We start from the raw sequence: 18,505 nt of genomic DNA, 5'->3' as shown, positions 1-18,505 counted from the left end.
CTTTCCGTCCCCCGACCCTCGTCACCGGCGCGGTTCCCAGCGGAACCACCGCCGAACAGCAAACACGGTGTTGACCGTCCAGGCCAGCGTGACCAGAGCGGCCCCCACCAGGTCGGCGTCGCCCGCACCGCTCCATCCGGCCCGCACGAGGGTCATCACCCCGCTCAGCGGCAGCAGTTCGCACAGCGAGGCCGCCACGCCCGGCAGCGAGTCGGCCGGGACGAACAGCCCCGAGCCGAGCACGGTCGCCAGGAACAGCGGCAGCGTGGTGAGGCCCGCGGTCTCCACGGTCCGGGTGAACGAGCTGATCAGCGCGGACATCCCGGCCAGCAGCACGATGCCCGCGAGGACGGCCACCACGAGCAGCAGCGGGTTGCGGGGCATGCGCACGTCCAGGGCGGCCGCCCCGGCCACGGTGAGGACGGTGATCTGCCCGAAGGCCAGGGCCGCGGCGGGCAGGGCGGTTCCGGCGATGATCTCCAGGTCGGTCGCCTCGCCGGTACGGAGCCGCTTGAGGACGAGCTCCTCGCGCCGGGCGACGTAGGCGGAGACCAGGTTCATGTGGACGACCAGGATCAGCACCAGGCCGATCCCGCCGGTCACAGTGGCCTCGCCCAGGGCCTCGGCGCCCTCGGCCCCGCTCAGCGAGGAGCGCAGGACGAACACCATCAGCAGGGGCATCAGGACGGCCAGGGTGAGCGCCGCCCGGTTGCGCACCAGCAGGGTGAGTTCGGAGCGGCCGAGCGCGGTGAGCCGGCCGGGGTTCAGGGTGAGCATGGTCATCGGGTACCTGCCGTCGTGTCCTCGGTGCGGGTGCCGCCCGTGGTGCGGCGGTTCTCCGCGATGTCCAGGAAGGCCTCCTCCAGGGAGGCGGAGCGGGCGTCGAGCCCGGCCAGTTCCACCGCGCACTCCCGGGCCCAGCCCAGCAGTTCGGTCAGGTCGTTCTGGAGGTTTTCGGTACGGATCTCCACGCGCTGCCCGTGGGCCGCCGCGCGGAGTGCGAGCGGCAGCCGGGCCGCGGGCACCCCGGCCGGCAGGGTGAAGCGGATCCGGGCGGGCCTGGTGGCGGTCACCTCGGCCGGGGTGCCGGACAGGACGAGTTCCCCCTCGTGGAGGATGGCCAGCCGGTCCGCGAGCTCCTCGGCCTCCTCCAGGTAGTGCGTGGTCAGCAGCACCGTGGTGCCCTGCGCGCGCAGCTCCCGTACGAGCGCCCAGGTGTCCCGGCGCCCCTCCGGGTCCATTCCGGTGGTCGGTTCGTCCAGGAAGAGCACCTCGGGCCGGCCGAGCAGGGCCAGCGCCAGGTCCAGGCGCCGCCGTTCGCCGCCGGACAGCTGTTTCACGCGTACGGAGGACCGTGCGGCCAGGCCGACCTGCTCCAGTACCTCCGCCGCCGGGCGGGCGCCGGTGGTGACCCCGCCCCACATCCGGAGGGTCTCGGTCACCGTCAGGTCGGAGGGGAAGCCGCCCTCCTGGAGCATGACCCCGGTGCGGGGGCGGACCTCGGCCCGCCGCGCGTACGGATCGAGCCCGAAGACGCGCACCCGGCCCGCGCTCGGTGCGGCCAGCCCCTCCAGCAGTTCGACGGTGGAGGTCTTGCCCGCGCCGTTGGTGCCGAGCACGGCGAAGATCTCGCCCCGGGCCACGGAGAAGGAGACGCCCCGTACGGCCTCGAACCCTCCTGCGTAGCCGCGGCGCAGGCCCTCGGCTTCGATCACGGTGTCAGTCATGATCCAAGCCTCGCGGCGCCGGCGACGGGCGGGCAGTGCGCGCTGTCACCGCCGCGGATGACATTTGTCAGGCGGGCCGCCGGTGCGTCGGGCGGGGAACGTGAAGAAGGCCCCGGTCGTCATGACCGGGGCCTTCTTCGAACAGAGCGGACGACGCGACTCGAACGCGCGACATCCACCTTGGCAAGGTGGTGCTCTACCAACTGAGCTACGTCCGCATGCCCTGCATGCACTGCTGTGTGGCAATGCATGCATCACTCTACCCGATCCACCGCAGTGGTCCGGAAGTGATGCAGAGCGGGTGACAGGAATCGCACACTGCGCCTTCCCTCTGGAAGAGGGATGTTCTGCTACTGAACTACACCCGCACGACCTCGGAGGCTCTGACCTGCGGCCTGGCCCCTTGGCGTGATCCACACACTAGCCGACGGATGGGGGTGGATGGCAAATCGACCCTCAGTGGGCCGCGTTGTAGGCCTCGTAGATCTTCTTCGGGATGCGCCCGCGCGGCGGCACGTCGAACTGGTTCGACCGGGCCCAGGCGCGGACGACCGCCGGGTCCGGGGCGACGGCGGTGTGCTTGAACACCTTCCCCGAGCGTGCCTGGCGGCGGCCGGCGGCCACGAAGGGGGCGAGGCCCTTCCGCAGTTTCTTTGCGTTCGCCACATTGAGGTCGATCTCGTAGGACTTTCCGTCCAGAGCGAACACGACCGTTTCCGCCGCTTCTCCGCCATCGATGTCGTCGGAGAGCGTGACTACTACGCGCTGCGCCACGGATATCGGTCCCTTCGTGCGACCCCGCTCCCCGCTGACGTGGGGCGATGTCGACTGTGTGGATGTTTCGGGGCAATGCAACTTTCATCCGGAATCCGGAGTGATTCCTTTGTACCTCGATTCCCATTGCATTGCGAAGCCCAGTTAATTCTCTCCGCGTGTCCCGCCGCAATGCCGGGCGCGTGGTTTTCCGGCGGATTTTGCGAAGCGTTGGTGAAGCCGAAACGGCGCGGTGATCAAGGCCTCGGGATATCTACCCGCGTAGAAATTTCCGCCGGGTACGCTGATGGAACCGCCTTCGCACCAACCACACACGGGAGTGCCCGATGGCACGCGTCGTAGTCGACGTCATGCTCAAGCCGGAGATCCTCGACCCCCAGGGCCAGGCGGTGCAGCGTGCACTGCCGCGCCTGGGCTTCGAGGGCATCGCCGACGTCCGTCAGGGGAAGCGCTTCGAACTGGAAGTGGAGGGACCGGTCGACCAGGCCGCCCTCGACCGCATCCACAAGATGGCCGAAACGTTCCTCGCCAACACCGTCATCGAAGACTTCACCGTGAAGGTCGAGGCCTGACGGTGACCACTCGCATCGGAGTCGTCACGTTCCCCGGAACGCTCGACGACCGTGACTCGCTGCGCGCCGTCCGCCTCGCGGGGGCCGAGCCGGTCTCGCTGTGGCACCGCGACAAGGACCTGCACCAGGTCGACGCGGTCGTCCTCGCGGGCGGCTTCTCCTACGGGGACTACCTGCGCGCCGGAGCCATCTCCCGCTTCTCGCCGGTGATGGAGACCATCATCGAGCAGGCCAAGGGCGGCATGCCCGTCCTGGGCATCTGCAACGGCTTCCAGGTCCTCACCGAGGCCCACCTGCTGCCGGGGGCGATGCTCCGGAACAACCACCTGCACTTCATCTGCCGCGACCAGAAGCTGCGGGTGGAGAACGCGGAGACCGCGTGGACCGGCGACTACACCGCCGGCCAGGAGATCTCCGTACCGCTCAAGAACATGGACGGCCGCTACACCGCCGACGAGCGCACGCTCGACGAACTGGAGGCCGAAGGCCGAGTGGCCTTCCGCTACCTGGACGGCAACCCGAACGGTTCGCTGCGCGACATCGCCGGCATCACCAACGCCGCGGGCAACGTCGTCGGCCTCATGCCGCACCCCGAGCACGCGGTCGAGCCGCTGATCGGGACGGGCCGCACCGACGGCCTCCCGTTCTTCACCTCGGTCCTGAAGAAGCTGGTCAGCGCATGAGCCTCGACACCGTCAAGAACGCCACCGAAACCCCGGACGCCTCCCAGCCCTGGAAGGAACTCGGCCTCAAGGAGGACGAGTACGCCCGGATCCGGGAGATCCTCGGCCGCCGCCCCACGGGCGCCGAGCTCGCCATGTACTCGGTCATGTGGTCCGAGCACTGCTCGTACAAGAGCAGCAAGGTCCACCTGAAGCAGTTCGGTGAGAAGGCCCCCCAGAACGACGCCATGCTCGTCGGCATCGGCGAGAACGCCGGCGTCGTCGACGTCGGCCAGGGCTACGCGGTCACCTTCAAGGTCGAGTCGCACAACCACCCGTCGTACATCGAGCCCTACCAGGGCGCGGCCACCGGCATCGGCGGCATCGTCCGCGACATCCTCGCGATGGGCGCCCGCCCGGTCGCGGTCGTGGACCCGCTGCGCTTCGGCGCCGCGGACCACCCCGACACCCGGCGCGTCCTGCCCGGCGTCGTCGCGGGCATCGGCGGCTACGGCAACTGCCTGGGCCTGCCCAACATCGGCGGCGAGGTCGTCTTCGACTCCTGCTACCAGGGCAACCCGCTGGTCAACGCCGGCTGCATCGGCGTGATGAAGCACGAGGACATCCACCTCGCCCAGGCCTCCGGCCCCGGCAACAAGGTCATCCTCTACGGCGCCCGCACCGGCGGCGACGGCATCGGCGGCGTCTCGGTCCTCGCGTCCGAGACCTTCGACGACACCAAGCCCACCAAGCGCCCCGCGGTGCAGGTCGGCGACCCCTTCCAGGAGAAGCTCCTCATCGAGTGCACCCTGGAGATCTTCAAGGAGAAGCTGGTCGCGGGCATCCAGGACCTCGGCGGCGCCGGGCTCTCCTGCGCGACCTCCGAGCTCGCCTCCGCCGGCTCCGGCGGCATGCGGGTCGAGCTGGACACCGTGCCGCTGCGCGACGCGACGCTCTCGCCCGAGGAAATCCTCATGAGCGAGTCGCAGGAGCGCATGTGCGCGATCGTCGAGCCGCAGCACGTGGACCGCTTCATGGAGATCTGTGAGAAGTGGGACGTCATCGCCACCGTCATCGGTGAGGTGACCGAGGGCGAGCGCCTGGAGATCTTCTGGCACGGCGAGCAGATCGTGGACGTGCCCCCGGGCACCGTCGCCCACGAGGGCCCCGTCTACAACCGCCCCTACGCGCGCCCCTCCTGGCAGGACGCGCTCCAGGCGGACGACGCCGGCAAGCTGCCGCGCCCGCAGACCTCCGAGGAGCTGCGCGCGCAGGTCCTGGCCCTGGTCGCCTCCCCGAACCAGGCGTCGAAGTCGTGGGTCACCGACCAGTACGACCGGTTCGTCCAGGGCAACACCGTGCTCTCGCAGCCCGAGGACGCGGGCATGGTCCGCATCGACGAGGAGTCCAACCTCGGCGTGGCCATGGCCACCGACGGCAACGGCCGCTTCGCCAAGCTCGACCCGTACACGGGTGCGCAGCTGGCGCTGGCGGAGTCGTACCGCAACGTGGCGGCGACCGGCGCCAAGCCGCTCGCCATCTCCGACTGCCTGAACTTCGGTTCCCCCGAGGACCCGGACGTCATGTGGCAGTTCGCCGAGGCCTGCCGCGGACTCGCGGACGGCTGCCTGGAGCTGGGCACCCCGGTGACCGGCGGCAACGTCTCGCTCTACAACCAGACCGGCGACATCGCGATCCACCCGACCCCCGTCGTGGCGGTCCTCGGTGTGATCGACGACGTCAACCGCCGTACGCCGATGGCCTTCAAGGAGGCCGGCCAGCTGCTGTACCTGCTGGGCGACACGGCCGAGGAGTTCGGCGGTTCGGCCTGGTCGCAGGTGGTCCACGACCACCTCGGCGGCATGCCGCCCAAGGTGGACCTGGGACGCGAGAAGCTGCTCGCGGAGATCCTGATCTCCGCCTCGCGCGACGGCATGATCGACGCCGCGCACGACCTGTCCGACGGCGGCGTGATCCAGGCGCTCACCGAGTCCTGCCTCAAGGGCGGCAACGGTGCCCGGATCGTGGTGCCCGAGGGCCTGGACGCCTTCACCTTCCTGTTCTCCGAGTCCGCGGGCCGGGCCATCGTGGCCGTCCCGCGCAGCGAGGAGCTCCGCTTCACCGACATGTGCGGTGCGCGCGGCCTGCCGGTCGCCCGGATCGGTGTGGTGGACGGCGAGGAGATCGAGATCCAGGGCGAGTTCACCCTCCCGCTGGCCGAGCTCCGCGAGGCCCACGAGACGACGATCCCGGCCCTCCTGGCCTGATCGACGGAGAGAACGGTGCCGGGCCCCGTACGGAACTTCCGTGCGGGGCCCGGCCCCGCCGCCGCTCAAGCGGCCGTTGCGATTCCGTGGCACGACCGCCGTATCCGCGCCCATGAGGGCTCCGCATACTGACCGCGTGAGCATCGTCAAGCACCTGCCGGACGCCGCGATACCCGAAGGCGGCGCTCCTCACTGGCACGTCAAGGACGCCCAGCGCTGGCTCGATGCGGGCGGCCCCGCCGCTTTCGCACCGATCGCCGTCGGCTGGCTCCTCGCGCCGCTGGTGTTCCTCTCGATCGTCCTCGTCGCCTGGAACACCTCCGACACCCCGGAACACGGCACCACCTGGGCCGGATACGTGCCGGCGGTCCTGCTGCTGTCCCTCCCCGCCTGGTACCGGTTCCTGCCCGCCGCCACGCTCGTGTCCACGCCCGTGATCGCCGCGGACGCCGTGCGGAACCTGTACGTCCTCGATCCCGGCGACGACCCCGGCCGGGTCGGCGGGGCGCTGATGCTGGCCCTGTGCGCCTGGGCGTTCGCCGGGTCCGCGCTCCGGCTGCGCTCCCACCGGCGCCGGCGGGAGCTGTTCCTCGCCACCGCCGGGGACGCCCGCGCGGTGATCCCCGAGAACCTGCCGGACGGCCACCACCATCGCGGCCGGTGGCTGCTCGTCGCCGGGGCGGGGCTGTGCCTGGCCGCCGCCGCGCTGCTGGTGTGGGGCCTCGTGCGGGACCTCGGAGCGGGCCCCGGCCACCCGTACGACGCCACGGCCCAGCAGGTGCTGGCCATGCTGTTGCTCGCCCCGGGAGTCCCGCTCCTCGGCCGCGGCCTCACCGCGAGGCGCGCCGCCCGGCGGCTGCACGACGGGCCCCAGCCGGTGGTGCGGGTGGGTGTCCGCGAGCAGTGGTCCGGGCCCTTCTGGCTGGTCGCGGACGCCGACACCCCGACCGCCCCGCCGCTGGTCGCGTTCCGGGACCGCTTCGACGACGGCTACCGCAGCCGCGCCCCCGAAACCCTTCTCGGGGGCGCGGAGAGCCGGCTGCGGGCCGACCACCACGACATCGACAGCCGTGCCGAGCCGTACGAGGCGCTCCTGTACGGGGTGCCCTGCGAGGGGTCCGAGGTGATCCTGCGGTACGCCGTCTACCGCGGAGACAGCCAGATCGTCGACGCCGTCCGCGCGGTGCCGCTGCTGCCCTTCCGCCGGCGCCACCTGCGGTCGTCCTGGAGGCCTGCGGGCACTTCGTACACCCTCAAGCGGCGGGCCGAGGAGGAGAAGCGCAAGGAGCGCGCGGCGGAGCGGTCGAGCGGCTCGGGAAGTTCTTGCGGCTCTTCCGGCGGCTGCGGCTCCAGCAGCTGCTCCAGCAGTTGTGGAAGCAGCTGCGGTGGCGGCTGCGGTGGCGGCGACTGATCCGGCAGACTCGCCGCATGGCATCCAGGACCCGCACCCGAACGTACGACCCCGACAAGATCCGCGCGGCCGTCACCGCGCAGTTCGCGCATGTGTGTCGGGGCGTCGCGGAGTTGGGGCCCGAGCAGCTGGCGCGCCCCAGCGGGCTCGGGGACTGGAGCGTCGCCGAACTGGCCGGGCACGTCGCCTGGATCGCCGACTCGCTGGCGGGGGCACTGGCCCGGCCGCCCGGCGCCGTCGCCGAGCTGTCGGCGGTCGAGTGGCCCTTCGCCACCGCCTCCCTCGCCGGGAAGATCTCCGAAGCGGCCCGGGAGACCCTGACCGGGGCACCGCTGCCCGAGCTGTACGAGCGGGCGGCCGACCGGATGGCGCAGGCGCTCGCGGCGAACCCGGGTGGGCGCGTGCTCGATCTGTGGATCGGCGACATGACCCTGGCCGACTTCCTGGTCACCCGGACCGTGGAACTGGTGGTCCACACCGACGACCTGAACCGGGCGGCCGGACTGGACGTCCCGATCGACCGGCAGGCGCTGGCGGCCTGCACCCGGCTGCTCGCCGACGCCCTCGCCCTCAAGGCACCGGGCGGTTCGGTCGAGGTCCGCGTCCCGCCTTTCGCGGTGGTCCAGTGCATCGAGGGCCCGCGGCACACCCGCGGCACCCCGCCGAACGTCGTGGAGACCGACCCGCTGACCTGGATCCGGCTGGCGACCGGCCGTACGGAGTGGGCCGTGGCCCTCGACGAGGCGCACGTACGGGCCAGCGGCGAACGGGCCGACCTGTCGGCGCTGCTCCCGCTGATGAGCTGAAGGGAAACACCGAGGTGGAACCGCCGCGACGCCCCGTCCGTCCCAGTGACATGCCTACCTTCCGGCACGTCCCCGCCGCCGCGGGCCTGTCCCTCGTCGTCGCGCTCGCCCTGACCGGCTGCGGCCGGGGCGAGGAGGCGCGGGGCGCCCGACTGCCCGACCCCCAGGGTTCCTGGGCCGTCGAGTCCCTGACCACCGGCGGCCGCACCCTGCACGCGCCCGAGAGCGCCCACCTCGACATCGGCCCGAACGAGGTCAAGGGCAACTACGGCTGCAACGGATTCACCGCCGTGGCGGCCTTCGCCGGTACCTCCTCGGTGACCGTCACGCCGGGCGCCTCGACCACCATGGCCTGCGCGGACATGGAGTTCGAGACGGCTTTCGCGAAGCTGTTCCGGGGCAAGCTGACGATCGACCGGGGACCCGACCGGCTCACCCTGAAGACCGCCGACGGGAGCACCATCGCCATGACGTCGGCGCCCGCCGCCACGGACGCGCCGCTCACCACGACCGAGTGGACCGTGGAGTCCCTGGTCAGCGGCGGGACCGCGGCCTCCCTGCCCGCCGAGGCGGCCGGGAAGGCGCGGTTCACCATCGCCCCGGACCTCACCGTGAGCGGCAGTCTCGGCTGCAACCGGTTCAGCGCCAAGGCCACCGTGGAGGGCTCCACGGTCACCTTCGGACCGCTGACCTCGACCCGGATGGCCTGCGAGGGAGCGGCGGGCGAGGTCGAGCGGACGCTGACCGCGCTGTTCGCCGGCGGCCCGCTCACCGCGAAGGTCGACGGCCGGACCCTCACCCTCACCGCCCCCGACGGCAAGGGCCTGACCGCGAAGGCCGCCTCCGCCGCCGAGTGACTCACACGTGCGCCGTGCCGCCGCCCTTCGCCATGGCGGCGGCGATGGTGCGCGCCGATCCGGCCCACACCTCCTCGGGTACCCGCGGCAGCACGTCGTCCCACAGCGGCAGGTTGGAGCCGCGCAGCTGGAGCAAGCCCTGCGGCCGGGCGAACTGGAACACGTGCAGGTGGGCGGCCCCGTCCCCGTACCTGCCCACGTGCACCCGAGCGATCCCCTCCAGCTCGCGCACCGCCCGCTCGATCCGCTGCAGCATCGGCCCCAGCTCAGCGGCCCGCTCGGCCGGCAGGTCCATCAGGTCGTGGTGGACCCGCGGGACGAGCTGCACGATCGCGGGCAGGGAGGAGTGGATCCCCCGCAGCCGCCAGTGCTCGTCGGTCCACAGGAACGCGGAGTCGGGCAGGACGCACACGTCGCAGCCCTCCGGCCCGCCCTCCCCGTTGCGCGGCGGCTCGGGGAGCACCGGCGGCTCCAGGGGCCTGACCGCGAGCTCGCCATCGAAGGGGAAGGTCTCCCACCCGGCGACGCCGTCGGAGGCGAAGGGTATGGGCTCTCCGGAGGTCAACCGGCGTACGTACTCACTGGGTTCGGTCATGCGGTGATCATGGCATCGGTCAGGCCGGGTACGGCAGGAGCTGGGCGTCCACCTTCTCCCAGGCCGCCCGCAGCAGTGCCAGCCGGGCCGGCTCCACGGCGGCCTTGTCGGCCTGCTCGCGGACGTCCCCGGACAGGTTGAACAGCTGGTCCTTGCCCGCCTTGCCGCGGTAGTACTTCCAGTCCCCGCGGCGCAGCGCCCGCTCGCCCCGGACCCGCCAGAAAAGGTCCCGCTCGGCCACCTTCTCGCCGCGCAGCAGGTACCCGGCCAGGCTCGCCCCGTCCAGCGGGTAGGCGGGGTGCGGGCGCGCCCCGGCGACCTCCAGCAGCGTCGCCGTCCAGTCCGGGCTGAACACGGGGACGTGGCTGACCTGGCCGCCGTCCAGCCGGGCGGGCCAGCGCGCGATGTTCGGCACGCGGATGCCGCCCTCCTGGAGGGAGGCCTTGTTGCCGGACAGCGGCCAGTTGTACGAGAAGCGCTCCCCGCCGTTGTCGCTGGAGAAGACCACCAGGGTGTCCTCCTCCTGCCCGGAACGCCGCAGGGCCTCCAGGACCTTGCCGACCGAGCGGTCGAGGTCCTCGACCATCTCCTTGTACTTCTCGACCGAGCCGCCGTCCTGGTGCCACAGGGCGCGCCCGTCGCCCGCCTTGATCCGGCGGACGATCTCGGCGCTCTGCTCGGTGTCCCCGTCGGCGATCCACGGCCAGTGCGGGGTGGTGAAGTTGAGGTTCAGCAGCCACGGCTTGCCGTGGTGGTCGCGCGAGACGTACTCGCTCGCCCGCTCGGTGATGATCCGCGTGTAGTAGCGCAGGTCCTTGTACTCGGCGTCGCCCTCGTAGAGGTCGTACTCGCCGCCGAGGCCCAGCTTGGAGTAGTACTCCAGGGCCCCGCCGAAGTTGCCGAAGAACTCGTCCCAGCCGGACCTGGTCGGGCTGTAGTCGGGCAGGTAGCCCGCGTGCCACTTGCCGATCAACGCGGTCGCGTAGCCGGCGGACTTCAGCAGGGAGGCCAGCGTCGGGTGGGTGGGGTCCAGACCGGCCGTCTTGTCGGCGATCGGTTCGGCCAGCCCGCCCTTGGTGCGGCCCGGGTAGCGCCCGGTGTACAGGCTGAACCGGGTCGGCGAGCAGGTCGCGGAGCCCGAGTAGGCGTCGGTGAAGCGGACGCCCTGGCGGGCGAGGCGGTCCAGGTTCGGGGTCCTGATGTGCGGGGAGCCGTACGAGGAGAGGTCGGCCCAGCCCAGGTCGTCGCCGAGGATGAACAGGATGTTCGGCCGGCGGGACGGCCGGGGCCGCCCGGCCCGGAACTCCCGCTCCTGCGGCGCGTTCCGCCCGCCCCCGGGGGTCGGGGCCGCGGCGGCCGGGGAGGCGCCCAGCCCCACCGCCGCGGCGGCCGCGCTCACGCCGACCGCGCCGCCGAAGGCGCGCCGGGACAGGTGGGGTTCGTACGAGGTCACAGGTACTCCAAGGCATGGCCCGCCGGCCCGCCCCGGGCGGCGCGGGACGGCGCGCGGCACGGCAGGGCGGGCTCGGTCAGGAATCAGGAAGAAAGAGAACGAAAAGCGGCGTGTGACTACGCAGAACAGCGACAGATGGCGCTCGCGACACGGACCAGGTCCACGTGCCGGCGCTCGACGAGGGTGACGGTTCGGTCACCGAGAGGCTGCATGGGGCGAGAGCCTGTACGAATGCCCATGCGCCTGTCAACAGGGGCATTCCGGATGCCGAGACGGAATGGATCGGTCACCCTCTGTGCTGTGACATTTCCCGGCCGTCCCCAATTCGGACCAGTGGTCGATCTCGCCTACACTCGGGAGCGTGCCTCGTGGTGATGGACGACTCAACCACGACCTGCTCCCCGGCGAAAAGGGCCCCCAGGACGCTTGCGGCGTCTTCGGTGTCTGGGCTCCGGGTGAAGAGGTCGCCAAGCTCACCTACTTCGGACTGTATGCCCTGCAGCACCGTGGACAAGAGTCCGCGGGAATCGCTGTGAGCAACGGTTCCCAGATCCTCGTCTTCAAGGACATGGGACTTGTTTCCCAGGTCTTCGACGAAACCTCTCTCGGCTCGCTCCAAGGTCATATCGCGGTCGGTCACGCCCGCTATTCGACCACCGGGGCCTCCGTCTGGGAGAACGCCCAGCCGACCTTCCGTGCGACCGCCCACGGCTCCATTGCCCTGGGTCACAACGGCAACCTGGTGAACACCGCCGAGCTTGCCGAGATGGTCGCCGACCTCCCCCGTCAGGACGGCCGTGCCACCCAGGTGGCCGCCACCAATGACACCGACCTGGTCACCGCCCTGCTCGCCGGCCAGACCGACGACGAGGGCAAGCCCCTGACCATCGAGGAGTCGGCCGCCAAGGTCCTGCCTCAGGTCAAGGGCGCCTTCTCCCTCGTCTTCATGGACGAGGGGACCCTCTACACCGCCCGTGACCCGCAGGGCATCCGCCCGCTGGTCCTCGGCCGCCTGGAGCGCGGCTGGGTGGTCGCGAGCGAGACCGCCGCCCTCGACATCTGCGGCGCCAGCTTCGTCCGCGAGGTCGAACCGGGCGAGCTCATCGCGATCGACGAGAACGGTCTGCGTACCTCTCGATTCGCGGAAGCGAAGCCCAAGGGCTGTGTCTTCGAGTACGTCTACCTGGCGCGCCCGGACACCGACATCGCCGGCCGGAACGTCTACCTCTCGCGTGTCGAGATGGGTCGGCGCCTGGCCAAGGAAGCCCCGGTCGACGCCGATCTGGTGATAGCGACGCCGGAGTCCGGCACGCCCGCCGCGGTCGGATACGCCGAAGCCAGCGGGATTCCGTACGGATCCGGCCTGGTCAAGAACGCCTACGTGGGCCGGACCTTCATCCAGCCCTCGCAGACGATCCGCCAGCTCGGCATCCGGCTCAAGCTCAACCCCCTCAAGGAAGTCATCCGGGGCAAGCGCCTGGTGGTCGTCGACGACTCGATCGTCCGCGGCAACACCCAGCGGGCCCTGGTCAAGATGCTCCGCGAGGCCGGCGCGGCCGAGGTCCACATCCGGATCTCCTCGCCGCCGGTGAAGTGGCCGTGCTTCTTCGGCATCGACTTCGCCACCCGGGCCGAGCTGATCGCCAACGGCATGACGGTCGACGAGATCGCCACCTCGCTGGGCGCGGACTCGCTCTCGTACATCTCGCTCGACGCGATGGTCGAGGCGACCACGATCCAGAAGCCCAACCTCTGCCGTGCCTGCTTCGACGGCGAGTACCCGATGGAGCTGCCCGACCCGCAGCTCCTGGGCAAGCAGCTGCTGGAGTCCGAGCTCGCGGGCGGCACGGACGCCGCCGACGCGCTCCGCCGCCCGTAGCCCTGGCTCAACCTGCGCCGGGCCCTGTCTTTGAGGCTTCTCCCAGGGCCCGGCACCACACGCAGTAACGACACGAAAGCTCTCTCCTGTCATGACAGAGAAGACCACCGGTGCCAGCTACGCAGCCGCAGGCGTGGACATCGAAGCGGGCGACCGCGCCGTCGAGCTGATGAAGGAGTGGGTGAAGAAGACGCAGCGCCCCGAGGTCCTCGGTGGCCTCGGCGGCTTCGCCGGCCTCTTCGACGCCTCCGCCCTCAAGCGCTACGAGCGTCCGCTGCTCGCCTCGGCCACCGACGGCGTCGGCACCAAGGTGGACATCGCCCGCCAGCTCGGCGTGTACGACACCATCGGCCACGACCTGGTGGCGATGGTCATGGACGACATCGTCGTCTGCGGCGCCGAGCCGCTCTTCATGACCGACTACATCTGCGTCGGCAAGGTGCACCCCGAGCGTGTCGCGGCGATCGTCAAGGGCATCGCCGAGGGCTGCGTCCTCGCCGGCTGCGCTCTGGTGGGCGGCGAGACCGCCGAGCACCCCGGTCTGCTGGGACCGGACGACTTCGACGTGGCCGGTGCCGGAACGGGCGTCGTCGAGTACGACCGCCTGCTCGGCGCGGATCGCATCCGTACGGGGGACGCCGTCATCGCGATGGCTTCGTCCGGCCTTCACTCGAACGGGTACTCGCTGGTCCGTCACGTCCTCTTCGAGCGCGCCAAGATGTCGCTGGAGAGCCACGTGGAGGAGCTCGGCCGCACCCTCGGCGAGGAGCTGCTGGAGCCCACCAAGATCTACTCGCTGGACTGCATGGCCCTCACCCGCACGGCCGAGGTGCACGCCTACTCGCACATCACCGGCGGCGGCCTCGCGGCGAACCTGGCCCGGGTCATCCCGGACCACCTGCACGCCACGGTCGACCGGTCGACCTGGGCGCCCGGCGCCATCTTCGACCTGGTCGGCAAGGCGGGCCAGGTGGAGCAGCTGGAGCTGGAGAAGACCCTGAACATGGGCGTCGGCATGATGGCCGTCGTTCCGCAGGAGTCGGTGGACGTGGCGCTGACCGCGCTGGCCGACCGGGGTGTCGACGCGTGGGTCGCGGGAGAGATCCTGGACCGCGGCGACCACGTCGAGGGCGCGACCATGACCGGTTCCTACGCGAGCTGAGCAGCACTGAAACCCGGCCCGGGGCGATGCCCTGGACCGGGTTTCAGTCTTTTTGTCTGTCGTGCAGACGCCTCAGGGCGTCAAGCGCCGCGACGCTGTGACGACGGCCCGGACTCCTCGTCCTCGTCGTCGTCATCCGTGTTGTAGAGGTCCGCGTACCGAGCGTACGGGTCGTCCTCGTCCAGCTCGTCGTCGTCTACCTCGACCGGCTCGCTGACAGGCAGCGGTTCCACGGTCGATGCGCCCAGCTCGTTGGCCAGACGCGAGAGGTCAGTCCCGCCGCTGCTGTACTTCAGCTGGCGGGCGACCTTCGTCTGCTTGGCCTTTGCCCGGCCGCGCCCCATGGCTCGACCCCCTCGGTGACGGGGCTCGACGGCCCCAGAGTCTGACACGCGTTCATGGTTCGGAGCGGGCTCTCCGTGGAGAGACCGTCCGTAGGGGTTTAACGGTACCTGCTTCCGCGGCCATACGGTACGCCGCCCGCATGACGCGCCCCGGTGCAGAACCAACGAGGCGCCCCGTCCTCCCTGGTCAGCTGCGATTTTAACCTTTTCCTGGCGGGCGACCCGCCGAAGTGCAGTGAGTTCCGTCTCGCCGCACCCCGGCGGGGCGCCCGGGAGCCCCGGGAAGTGCCTAGACCGTGCGCGCGGCGCGGCCGTCGGCCATCCGCTGCTCGGCGATCCGGTCGGCCGCGGCGGCCGGCGGAATGCCATCGGTCTTCGCGCGAGCAAAGATTTCCAGCGTGGTGTCGAAGATCTTCGTGGCCTTGGCCTTGCAGCGGTCGAAGTCGAAGCCGCGCAGCTCGTCGGCGACCTGGATGACACCGCCCGCGTTCACCACGTAGTCGGGCGCGTAGAGGATCCCGCGGTCCGAGAGGTCCTTCTCGATGCCCGGGTGGGCGAGCTGGTTGTTCGCCGCGCCGCAGACGATCGTCGCGGTGAGCGCCGGGACGGTCTCGTCGTTCAGGGCGCCGCCGAGCGCGCAGGGGGCGTAGATGTCCAGGCCCTCGACGCGGATCAGCGCGTCCGTGTCGGCGACGGCGGTGACCTTGCCGGGGTGCTTGTCGAGGATCCGGCGTACGGACTCTTCCCGTACGTCCGTGATCACGACCTCGGCGCCGTCCTCCAGCAGGTGCTCGACCAGGTAGTGGCCGACCTTGCCGACACCGGCGACGCCGACCTTGCGGCCGCGCAGGGTCGGGTCGCCCCACAGGTGCTGGGCGCTGGCGCGCATGCCCTGGAAGACGCCGAAGGCGGTGAGGACCGAGGAGTCGCCCGCGCCGCCGTTCTCGGGGGAGCGGCCGGTCGCCCAGCGGGTCTCGCGGGCCACGACGTCCATGTCGGCCACGTAGGTGCCGACGTCGCAGGCGGTCACGTAGCGGCCGCCGAGGGACTCCACGAACCGGCCGTAGGCCTGGAGGAGTTCCTCGCTCTTGAGGACGTCCGGGTCGCCGATGATCACGGCCTTGCCGCCGCCGAGGTCGAGACCGGCGAGAGCGTTCTTGTACGACATGCCGCGCGAGAGGTTCAGCGCGTCCTGGACGGCCTCCTCGTCGGAGGCGTACGCGTGGAAGCGCGTACCGCCGAGGGCGGGGCCCAGGGCGGTGGAGTGGATGGCGATGACGGCCTTCAGGCCGGTGGCGCGGTCCTGGCACAGCACGACTTGCTCGTGGCCGCCCTGCTCCGTGCGGAACAGGGTGTGCAGGACGCCGTCGGTCATTTCGGTCACGGTGGTGACTCCCATGGAAGAGATGCGGCGGAAAGACGCCCGCCCTGCGGGTGGGGGAGGGCGTGCTGGGAGCAGAGTAAGACCTGGGGGCCGCCCGTAGGTGACCTGTCCGAGGATCGGAACACTCCCGTGGCCCGCGGGGCTGCGACGCCCCGGAGGTGAACCCGGCCCCCTGGAGGGGCAGTACGAGAGCGTGAGCGAATCCTCCGATCTCCCGCTGCCGTCCGCGCGCTCGGCGCCGACCGTCCCGTACGCCTCCTACCTGCGCGTCTACGAGCCGCTGGCGGCCTTCGCCGAGCCGGAGCGCACGCACTGGGCCGACTACGCCCGGCGCGGGGCGACCCCGACCGCCCAGGACGAACTGCGCCGGTCGCTGTCGGACTTGGTGCGGGTCCCGGTGGTGGGGGTGCCGGCCCACGAGAGCGCGGACGCCTTCACCGCGGTGGTCGACGGGGTGCTCCTGGTCTGTCCGTGGCGCACCCGGCTCCGCGGCTGGCTGGCCCTCCAGGAGCTGGTCGAGTGGTTCCCCCGCCCGGTGCTGGACGCGGCGCTCCCGCCGGGGGAGCGCCGCCGGGCGGCCGAGGAGTACGAGCGCTGGCGAGAACGGAACCCGGACGCGCGCCCCTGGATCCGTACGGGGGTGTGGCAGGTTCCGCTGCGCTGGTTCGTGCTGGTGGCGGACGAGGAGCGGGAGCACGTGCCGGGCGAGCGGCTGCGCTACCGCACGCCGATGGTGCAGGCCCGGCGGCGGCTCGCCCGGGCGCTGCGGACCCTGCGGGACGCGGAGGGGTACGGGGCGCTGGCCGACGGACTGGTGGAAGTGGGGAGCTGGCTGGAGGAGTTCCACCCGCGTTCGATGGTCGAACTGGACTACGGCGGGCTGCTGCACGCGCTGCCGGCGGACCGGCTGGCGGCCGACCGTTCGGCCCGGGACCTCGCGGCGGGGGTCGCGGCCCTGAGGGCGGGGGACGCGGAGGGGGCGACCGAGGTGTACGAGGAGCTGGCGGAGCGGTGGCGGGCGGTCCGGGAGCGGCTTTTCGCGAATTAGGCCGAAAGGGGCCTATGTGGCTGGTTTCACTCAGCAGGGGTCCGTACGTATCGTCCGGTATCGGTCGATCGGTGAATAGTGGCTGATCAGAGGCCTGATCATGGCATTTGGGACGTAGTGCCAGGACCTACGTCCCGATACGGGCCATTGGCCCAAGCGTGACGGACCGCACTAACTACACCCTTGCGCCCTTCCCCTACCCTCGTGCCAAAATAGGACAAGGAGTCCGGGGAGGGTTCCTTCCGCCCAACTAAGGGCGGAATGCTCGGCATTGCACTCTACGGGGGGTCTGACGACTCCTGATCGCTCTGTGACTGATCGTCACAGTGGGGTGACTGTCCGCTATGGGACGGTCCATCGGCTTCCGCCGCTGATGAACACCTCGGAGGGCAATTCCGTCGGTTTGGCCGTCGAGGCTGGACGGATGGTGTAGTTGTAGTGCCGAGGACAAGCCGTTCGTCCTATAACCGACTCGGCCCGCGTATGTCCATTTCGGGCAACGCGGGCCAAGGTGCAGAATTTAGAGGAAAGAACCGAGATGGTTCGGTTCTCCCGAGGAGGCCGCTCATGACCGCTCGCACCCCTGATGCCGAGCCGCTGCTGACCCCGGCTGAGGTTGCCACGATGTTCCGCGTGGACCCGAAGACGGTCACCCGCTGGGCCAAGGCTGGCAAGCTCACGTCCATCCGCACCCTGGGTGGACACCGCCGGTACCGCGAGGCCGAGGTTCGCGCACTGCTCGCGGGAATTCCGCAGCAGCGCAGCGAGGCCTGAGGTCGCGTAAACACCCCGCTTTAACGGGTTTATATCGGGTCCCCCAATCCGATGAAACCCACATGGCTTCAAACGGCCGGGCCTGCCCCAACAGGTCAAAGCCGTTCGATCGCGCTGGACTCCGCCGGGTCCAGCGCGATCTTTTTTATGCCCAGGTCAGGGTGGGTCTCAGGGGTCGCGCGGCGCCGCCGGAGGTAGGTGCCATTGCACATATTCTATCGAGCGGGCGTATGGGTGCGATAAAAGTATGAGTCTCAAAAACTCATGCGGTGACTCCCGTCACAGATGATCACTCTTGTATATCCGGTAATGCACCCCGTAAAGGGGATGTGCCGCACGGGGCACATCATGCGAACGGGGGATTCCGCTCACGGCTCGTCCCCGGCCCCGAGCGCTCCGGAGAAGTCGAGGGGCTGGGGGAGGGCCGGAGAAGCCTGGAGGGGTCCGGAGAGCTCGGCAGAGCTCGGCAGAGCTCCGGGAGGGCGGGGGCGGGTTCGGGGGGACCCGGGGTGTGCTCGTGTACGGACCGCAGACGCCGTGGACGCGGCCCGGAGGTGTCCGCGGGCGGTCGCGGGGGCCGTGGCCGCCCCACGGGCCGCACGGCGGCCTCCAAGGCGGTCCGGAGGTCACCACCCGCCAACGCGTCAGGGCCCGCATCCCCAGAGGGATACGGGCCCTGACGTTCCTGCGAACCTGACGGGACTTGAACCCGCGACCTCCACCTTGACAGGGTGGCGAGCTAACCAACTGCTCCACAGGTCCTTGATTTGCGGCCGCTCGGCGGCTGCGA

18 protein-coding genes and 3 tRNA genes are annotated in these 18,505 nt (G+C 70.7%); 10 read left to right on the top strand and 11 right to left on the bottom strand.

The features are described 5' to 3' along the window. Positions 1-21 precede the first annotated feature (21 nt). The 5 genes from DEJ51_RS15615 to DEJ51_RS15595 all read right to left on the bottom strand — a co-directional run bounded on the left by DEJ51_RS15615 (position 22) and on the right by DEJ51_RS15595 (position 2,501). Positions 22-783, bottom strand: a complete 762-nt coding sequence (locus tag DEJ51_RS15615) for an ABC transporter permease (protein WP_150258113.1) — start codon at positions 781-783, stop codon at positions 22-24. Continuing rightward, complete coding sequence (locus DEJ51_RS15610) at positions 780-1,727, bottom strand: ABC transporter ATP-binding protein (RefSeq protein ID WP_150258112.1); 948 nt, start codon at positions 1,725-1,727, stop codon at positions 780-782. Before DEJ51_RS15610 ends, DEJ51_RS15615 begins: the two co-directional genes overlap by 4 nt. 145 nt (positions 1,728-1,872) lie before the next feature. Next, positions 1,873-1,945 (bottom strand) — tRNA-Gly (locus DEJ51_RS15605). A gap of 78 nt (positions 1,946-2,023) precedes the next feature. Further along, positions 2,024-2,095 (bottom strand) — tRNA-Gly (locus tag DEJ51_RS15600). Positions 2,096-2,183: 88 nt separating this feature from the next. Beyond that, positions 2,184-2,501: a histone-like nucleoid-structuring protein Lsr2 gene (locus tag DEJ51_RS15595; RefSeq protein ID WP_150258111.1), complete on the bottom strand. Its 318-nt coding sequence runs from the start codon at positions 2,499-2,501 to the stop codon at positions 2,184-2,186. A gap of 326 nt (positions 2,502-2,827) precedes the next feature. Between DEJ51_RS15595 and purS the strand changes: the two genes are divergently transcribed. The 6 genes from purS (at position 2,828) to DEJ51_RS15565 (ending at position 9,076) form a co-directional block, all read left to right on the top strand. After that, positions 2,828-3,073: a phosphoribosylformylglycinamidine synthase subunit PurS gene (gene purS / locus DEJ51_RS15590; protein WP_030009438.1), complete on the top strand. Its 246-nt coding sequence runs from the start codon at positions 2,828-2,830 to the stop codon at positions 3,071-3,073. Between the two features lie 2 nt (positions 3,074-3,075). Further along, positions 3,076-3,756, top strand: coding sequence for a phosphoribosylformylglycinamidine synthase subunit PurQ (purQ, locus tag DEJ51_RS15585; RefSeq protein ID WP_030768819.1), 681 nt, complete (start codon positions 3,076-3,078; stop codon positions 3,754-3,756). Then, the gene (gene purL / locus DEJ51_RS15580) at positions 3,753-6,002 is read left to right on the top strand and encodes a phosphoribosylformylglycinamidine synthase subunit PurL (protein ID WP_150258110.1); all 2,250 of its coding nucleotides are present in this window, start codon (positions 3,753-3,755) and stop codon (positions 6,000-6,002) included. The genes purQ and purL overlap by 4 nt, the downstream gene beginning before the upstream one ends. A gap of 136 nt (positions 6,003-6,138) precedes the next feature. Further along, on the top strand, positions 6,139-7,413 hold the full coding sequence (locus DEJ51_RS34525; protein WP_190620404.1) for a hypothetical protein: 1,275 nt from the start codon (positions 6,139-6,141) through the stop codon (positions 7,411-7,413). A gap of 17 nt (positions 7,414-7,430) precedes the next feature. Then, complete coding sequence (locus DEJ51_RS15570) at positions 7,431-8,219, top strand: maleylpyruvate isomerase family mycothiol-dependent enzyme (protein WP_150258109.1); 789 nt, start codon at positions 7,431-7,433, stop codon at positions 8,217-8,219. Between the two features lie 50 nt (positions 8,220-8,269). Then, the gene (locus tag DEJ51_RS15565; protein WP_150258108.1) at positions 8,270-9,076 is read left to right on the top strand and encodes an META domain-containing protein; all 807 of its coding nucleotides are present in this window, start codon (positions 8,270-8,272) and stop codon (positions 9,074-9,076) included. Between the two features lies 1 nt (position 9,077). Here the strand turns inward: DEJ51_RS15565 and DEJ51_RS15560 are convergent, their stop codons facing one another. The 3 genes from DEJ51_RS15560 to DEJ51_RS35840 form a co-directional block, all read right to left on the bottom strand. Beyond that, positions 9,078-9,671: a hypothetical protein gene (locus tag DEJ51_RS15560; RefSeq protein ID WP_150258107.1), complete on the bottom strand. Its 594-nt coding sequence runs from the start codon at positions 9,669-9,671 to the stop codon at positions 9,078-9,080. A 19-nt stretch (positions 9,672-9,690) separates the two neighbouring features. Further along, a complete protein-coding gene (locus DEJ51_RS15555) occupies positions 9,691-11,124 on the bottom strand; it encodes a sulfatase-like hydrolase/transferase (RefSeq protein WP_150258106.1) in 1,434 nt (477 codons plus the stop codon). A gap of 116 nt (positions 11,125-11,240) precedes the next feature. Further along, positions 11,241-11,336, bottom strand: a complete 96-nt coding sequence (locus DEJ51_RS35840) for a putative leader peptide (RefSeq protein WP_324617183.1) — start codon at positions 11,334-11,336, stop codon at positions 11,241-11,243. A 149-nt stretch (positions 11,337-11,485) separates the two neighbouring features. Between DEJ51_RS35840 and purF the strand changes: the two genes are divergently transcribed. Both purF and purM read left to right on the top strand, forming a co-directional pair. Beyond that, positions 11,486-13,003 (top strand): amidophosphoribosyltransferase, encoded by a 1,518-nt coding sequence (gene purF, locus DEJ51_RS15550; RefSeq protein WP_030009390.1) that lies wholly within the window; start codon positions 11,486-11,488, stop codon positions 13,001-13,003. 91 nt (positions 13,004-13,094) lie between these two features. After that, positions 13,095-14,165: a phosphoribosylformylglycinamidine cyclo-ligase gene (gene purM / locus DEJ51_RS15545; protein ID WP_150258105.1), complete on the top strand. Its 1,071-nt coding sequence runs from the start codon at positions 13,095-13,097 to the stop codon at positions 14,163-14,165. A gap of 80 nt (positions 14,166-14,245) precedes the next feature. Here purM and DEJ51_RS15540 read toward each other — a convergent pair whose 3' ends face one another. Together DEJ51_RS15540 and DEJ51_RS15535 are read right to left on the bottom strand one after the other, a co-directional pair. Further along, positions 14,246-14,509, bottom strand: coding sequence for a DUF3073 domain-containing protein (locus DEJ51_RS15540; protein WP_150261950.1), 264 nt, complete (start codon positions 14,507-14,509; stop codon positions 14,246-14,248). Positions 14,510-14,798: 289 nt separating this feature from the next. Continuing rightward, positions 14,799-15,893, bottom strand: coding sequence for a Leu/Phe/Val dehydrogenase (locus DEJ51_RS15535; protein ID WP_150258104.1), 1,095 nt, complete (start codon positions 15,891-15,893; stop codon positions 14,799-14,801). 193 nt (positions 15,894-16,086) lie between these two features. On the opposite strand from DEJ51_RS15535, the gene DEJ51_RS15530 reads away from it, so the two are divergent. Both DEJ51_RS15530 and bldC read left to right on the top strand, forming a co-directional pair. Continuing rightward, positions 16,087-16,941: a hypothetical protein gene (locus DEJ51_RS15530; RefSeq protein ID WP_223835824.1), complete on the top strand. Its 855-nt coding sequence runs from the start codon at positions 16,087-16,089 to the stop codon at positions 16,939-16,941. A 567-nt stretch (positions 16,942-17,508) separates the two neighbouring features. Next, positions 17,509-17,715, top strand: coding sequence for a developmental transcriptional regulator BldC (gene bldC, locus DEJ51_RS15525; RefSeq protein WP_003949541.1), 207 nt, complete (start codon positions 17,509-17,511; stop codon positions 17,713-17,715). A gap of 688 nt (positions 17,716-18,403) precedes the next feature. Here the strand turns inward: bldC and DEJ51_RS15520 are convergent. Continuing rightward, positions 18,404-18,477: transfer RNA gene (locus DEJ51_RS15520), tRNA-Asp, on the bottom strand. Between the last annotated feature and the right edge of the window lie 28 nt (positions 18,478-18,505).

It is taken from the genome of Streptomyces venezuelae (genome assembly GCF_008642275.1).
In the GTDB taxonomy this organism is placed as follows: domain Bacteria; phylum Actinomycetota; class Actinomycetes; order Streptomycetales; family Streptomycetaceae; genus Streptomyces; species Streptomyces venezuelae_E.
This window is presented reverse-complemented; position numbering and strand designations above follow the sequence as displayed.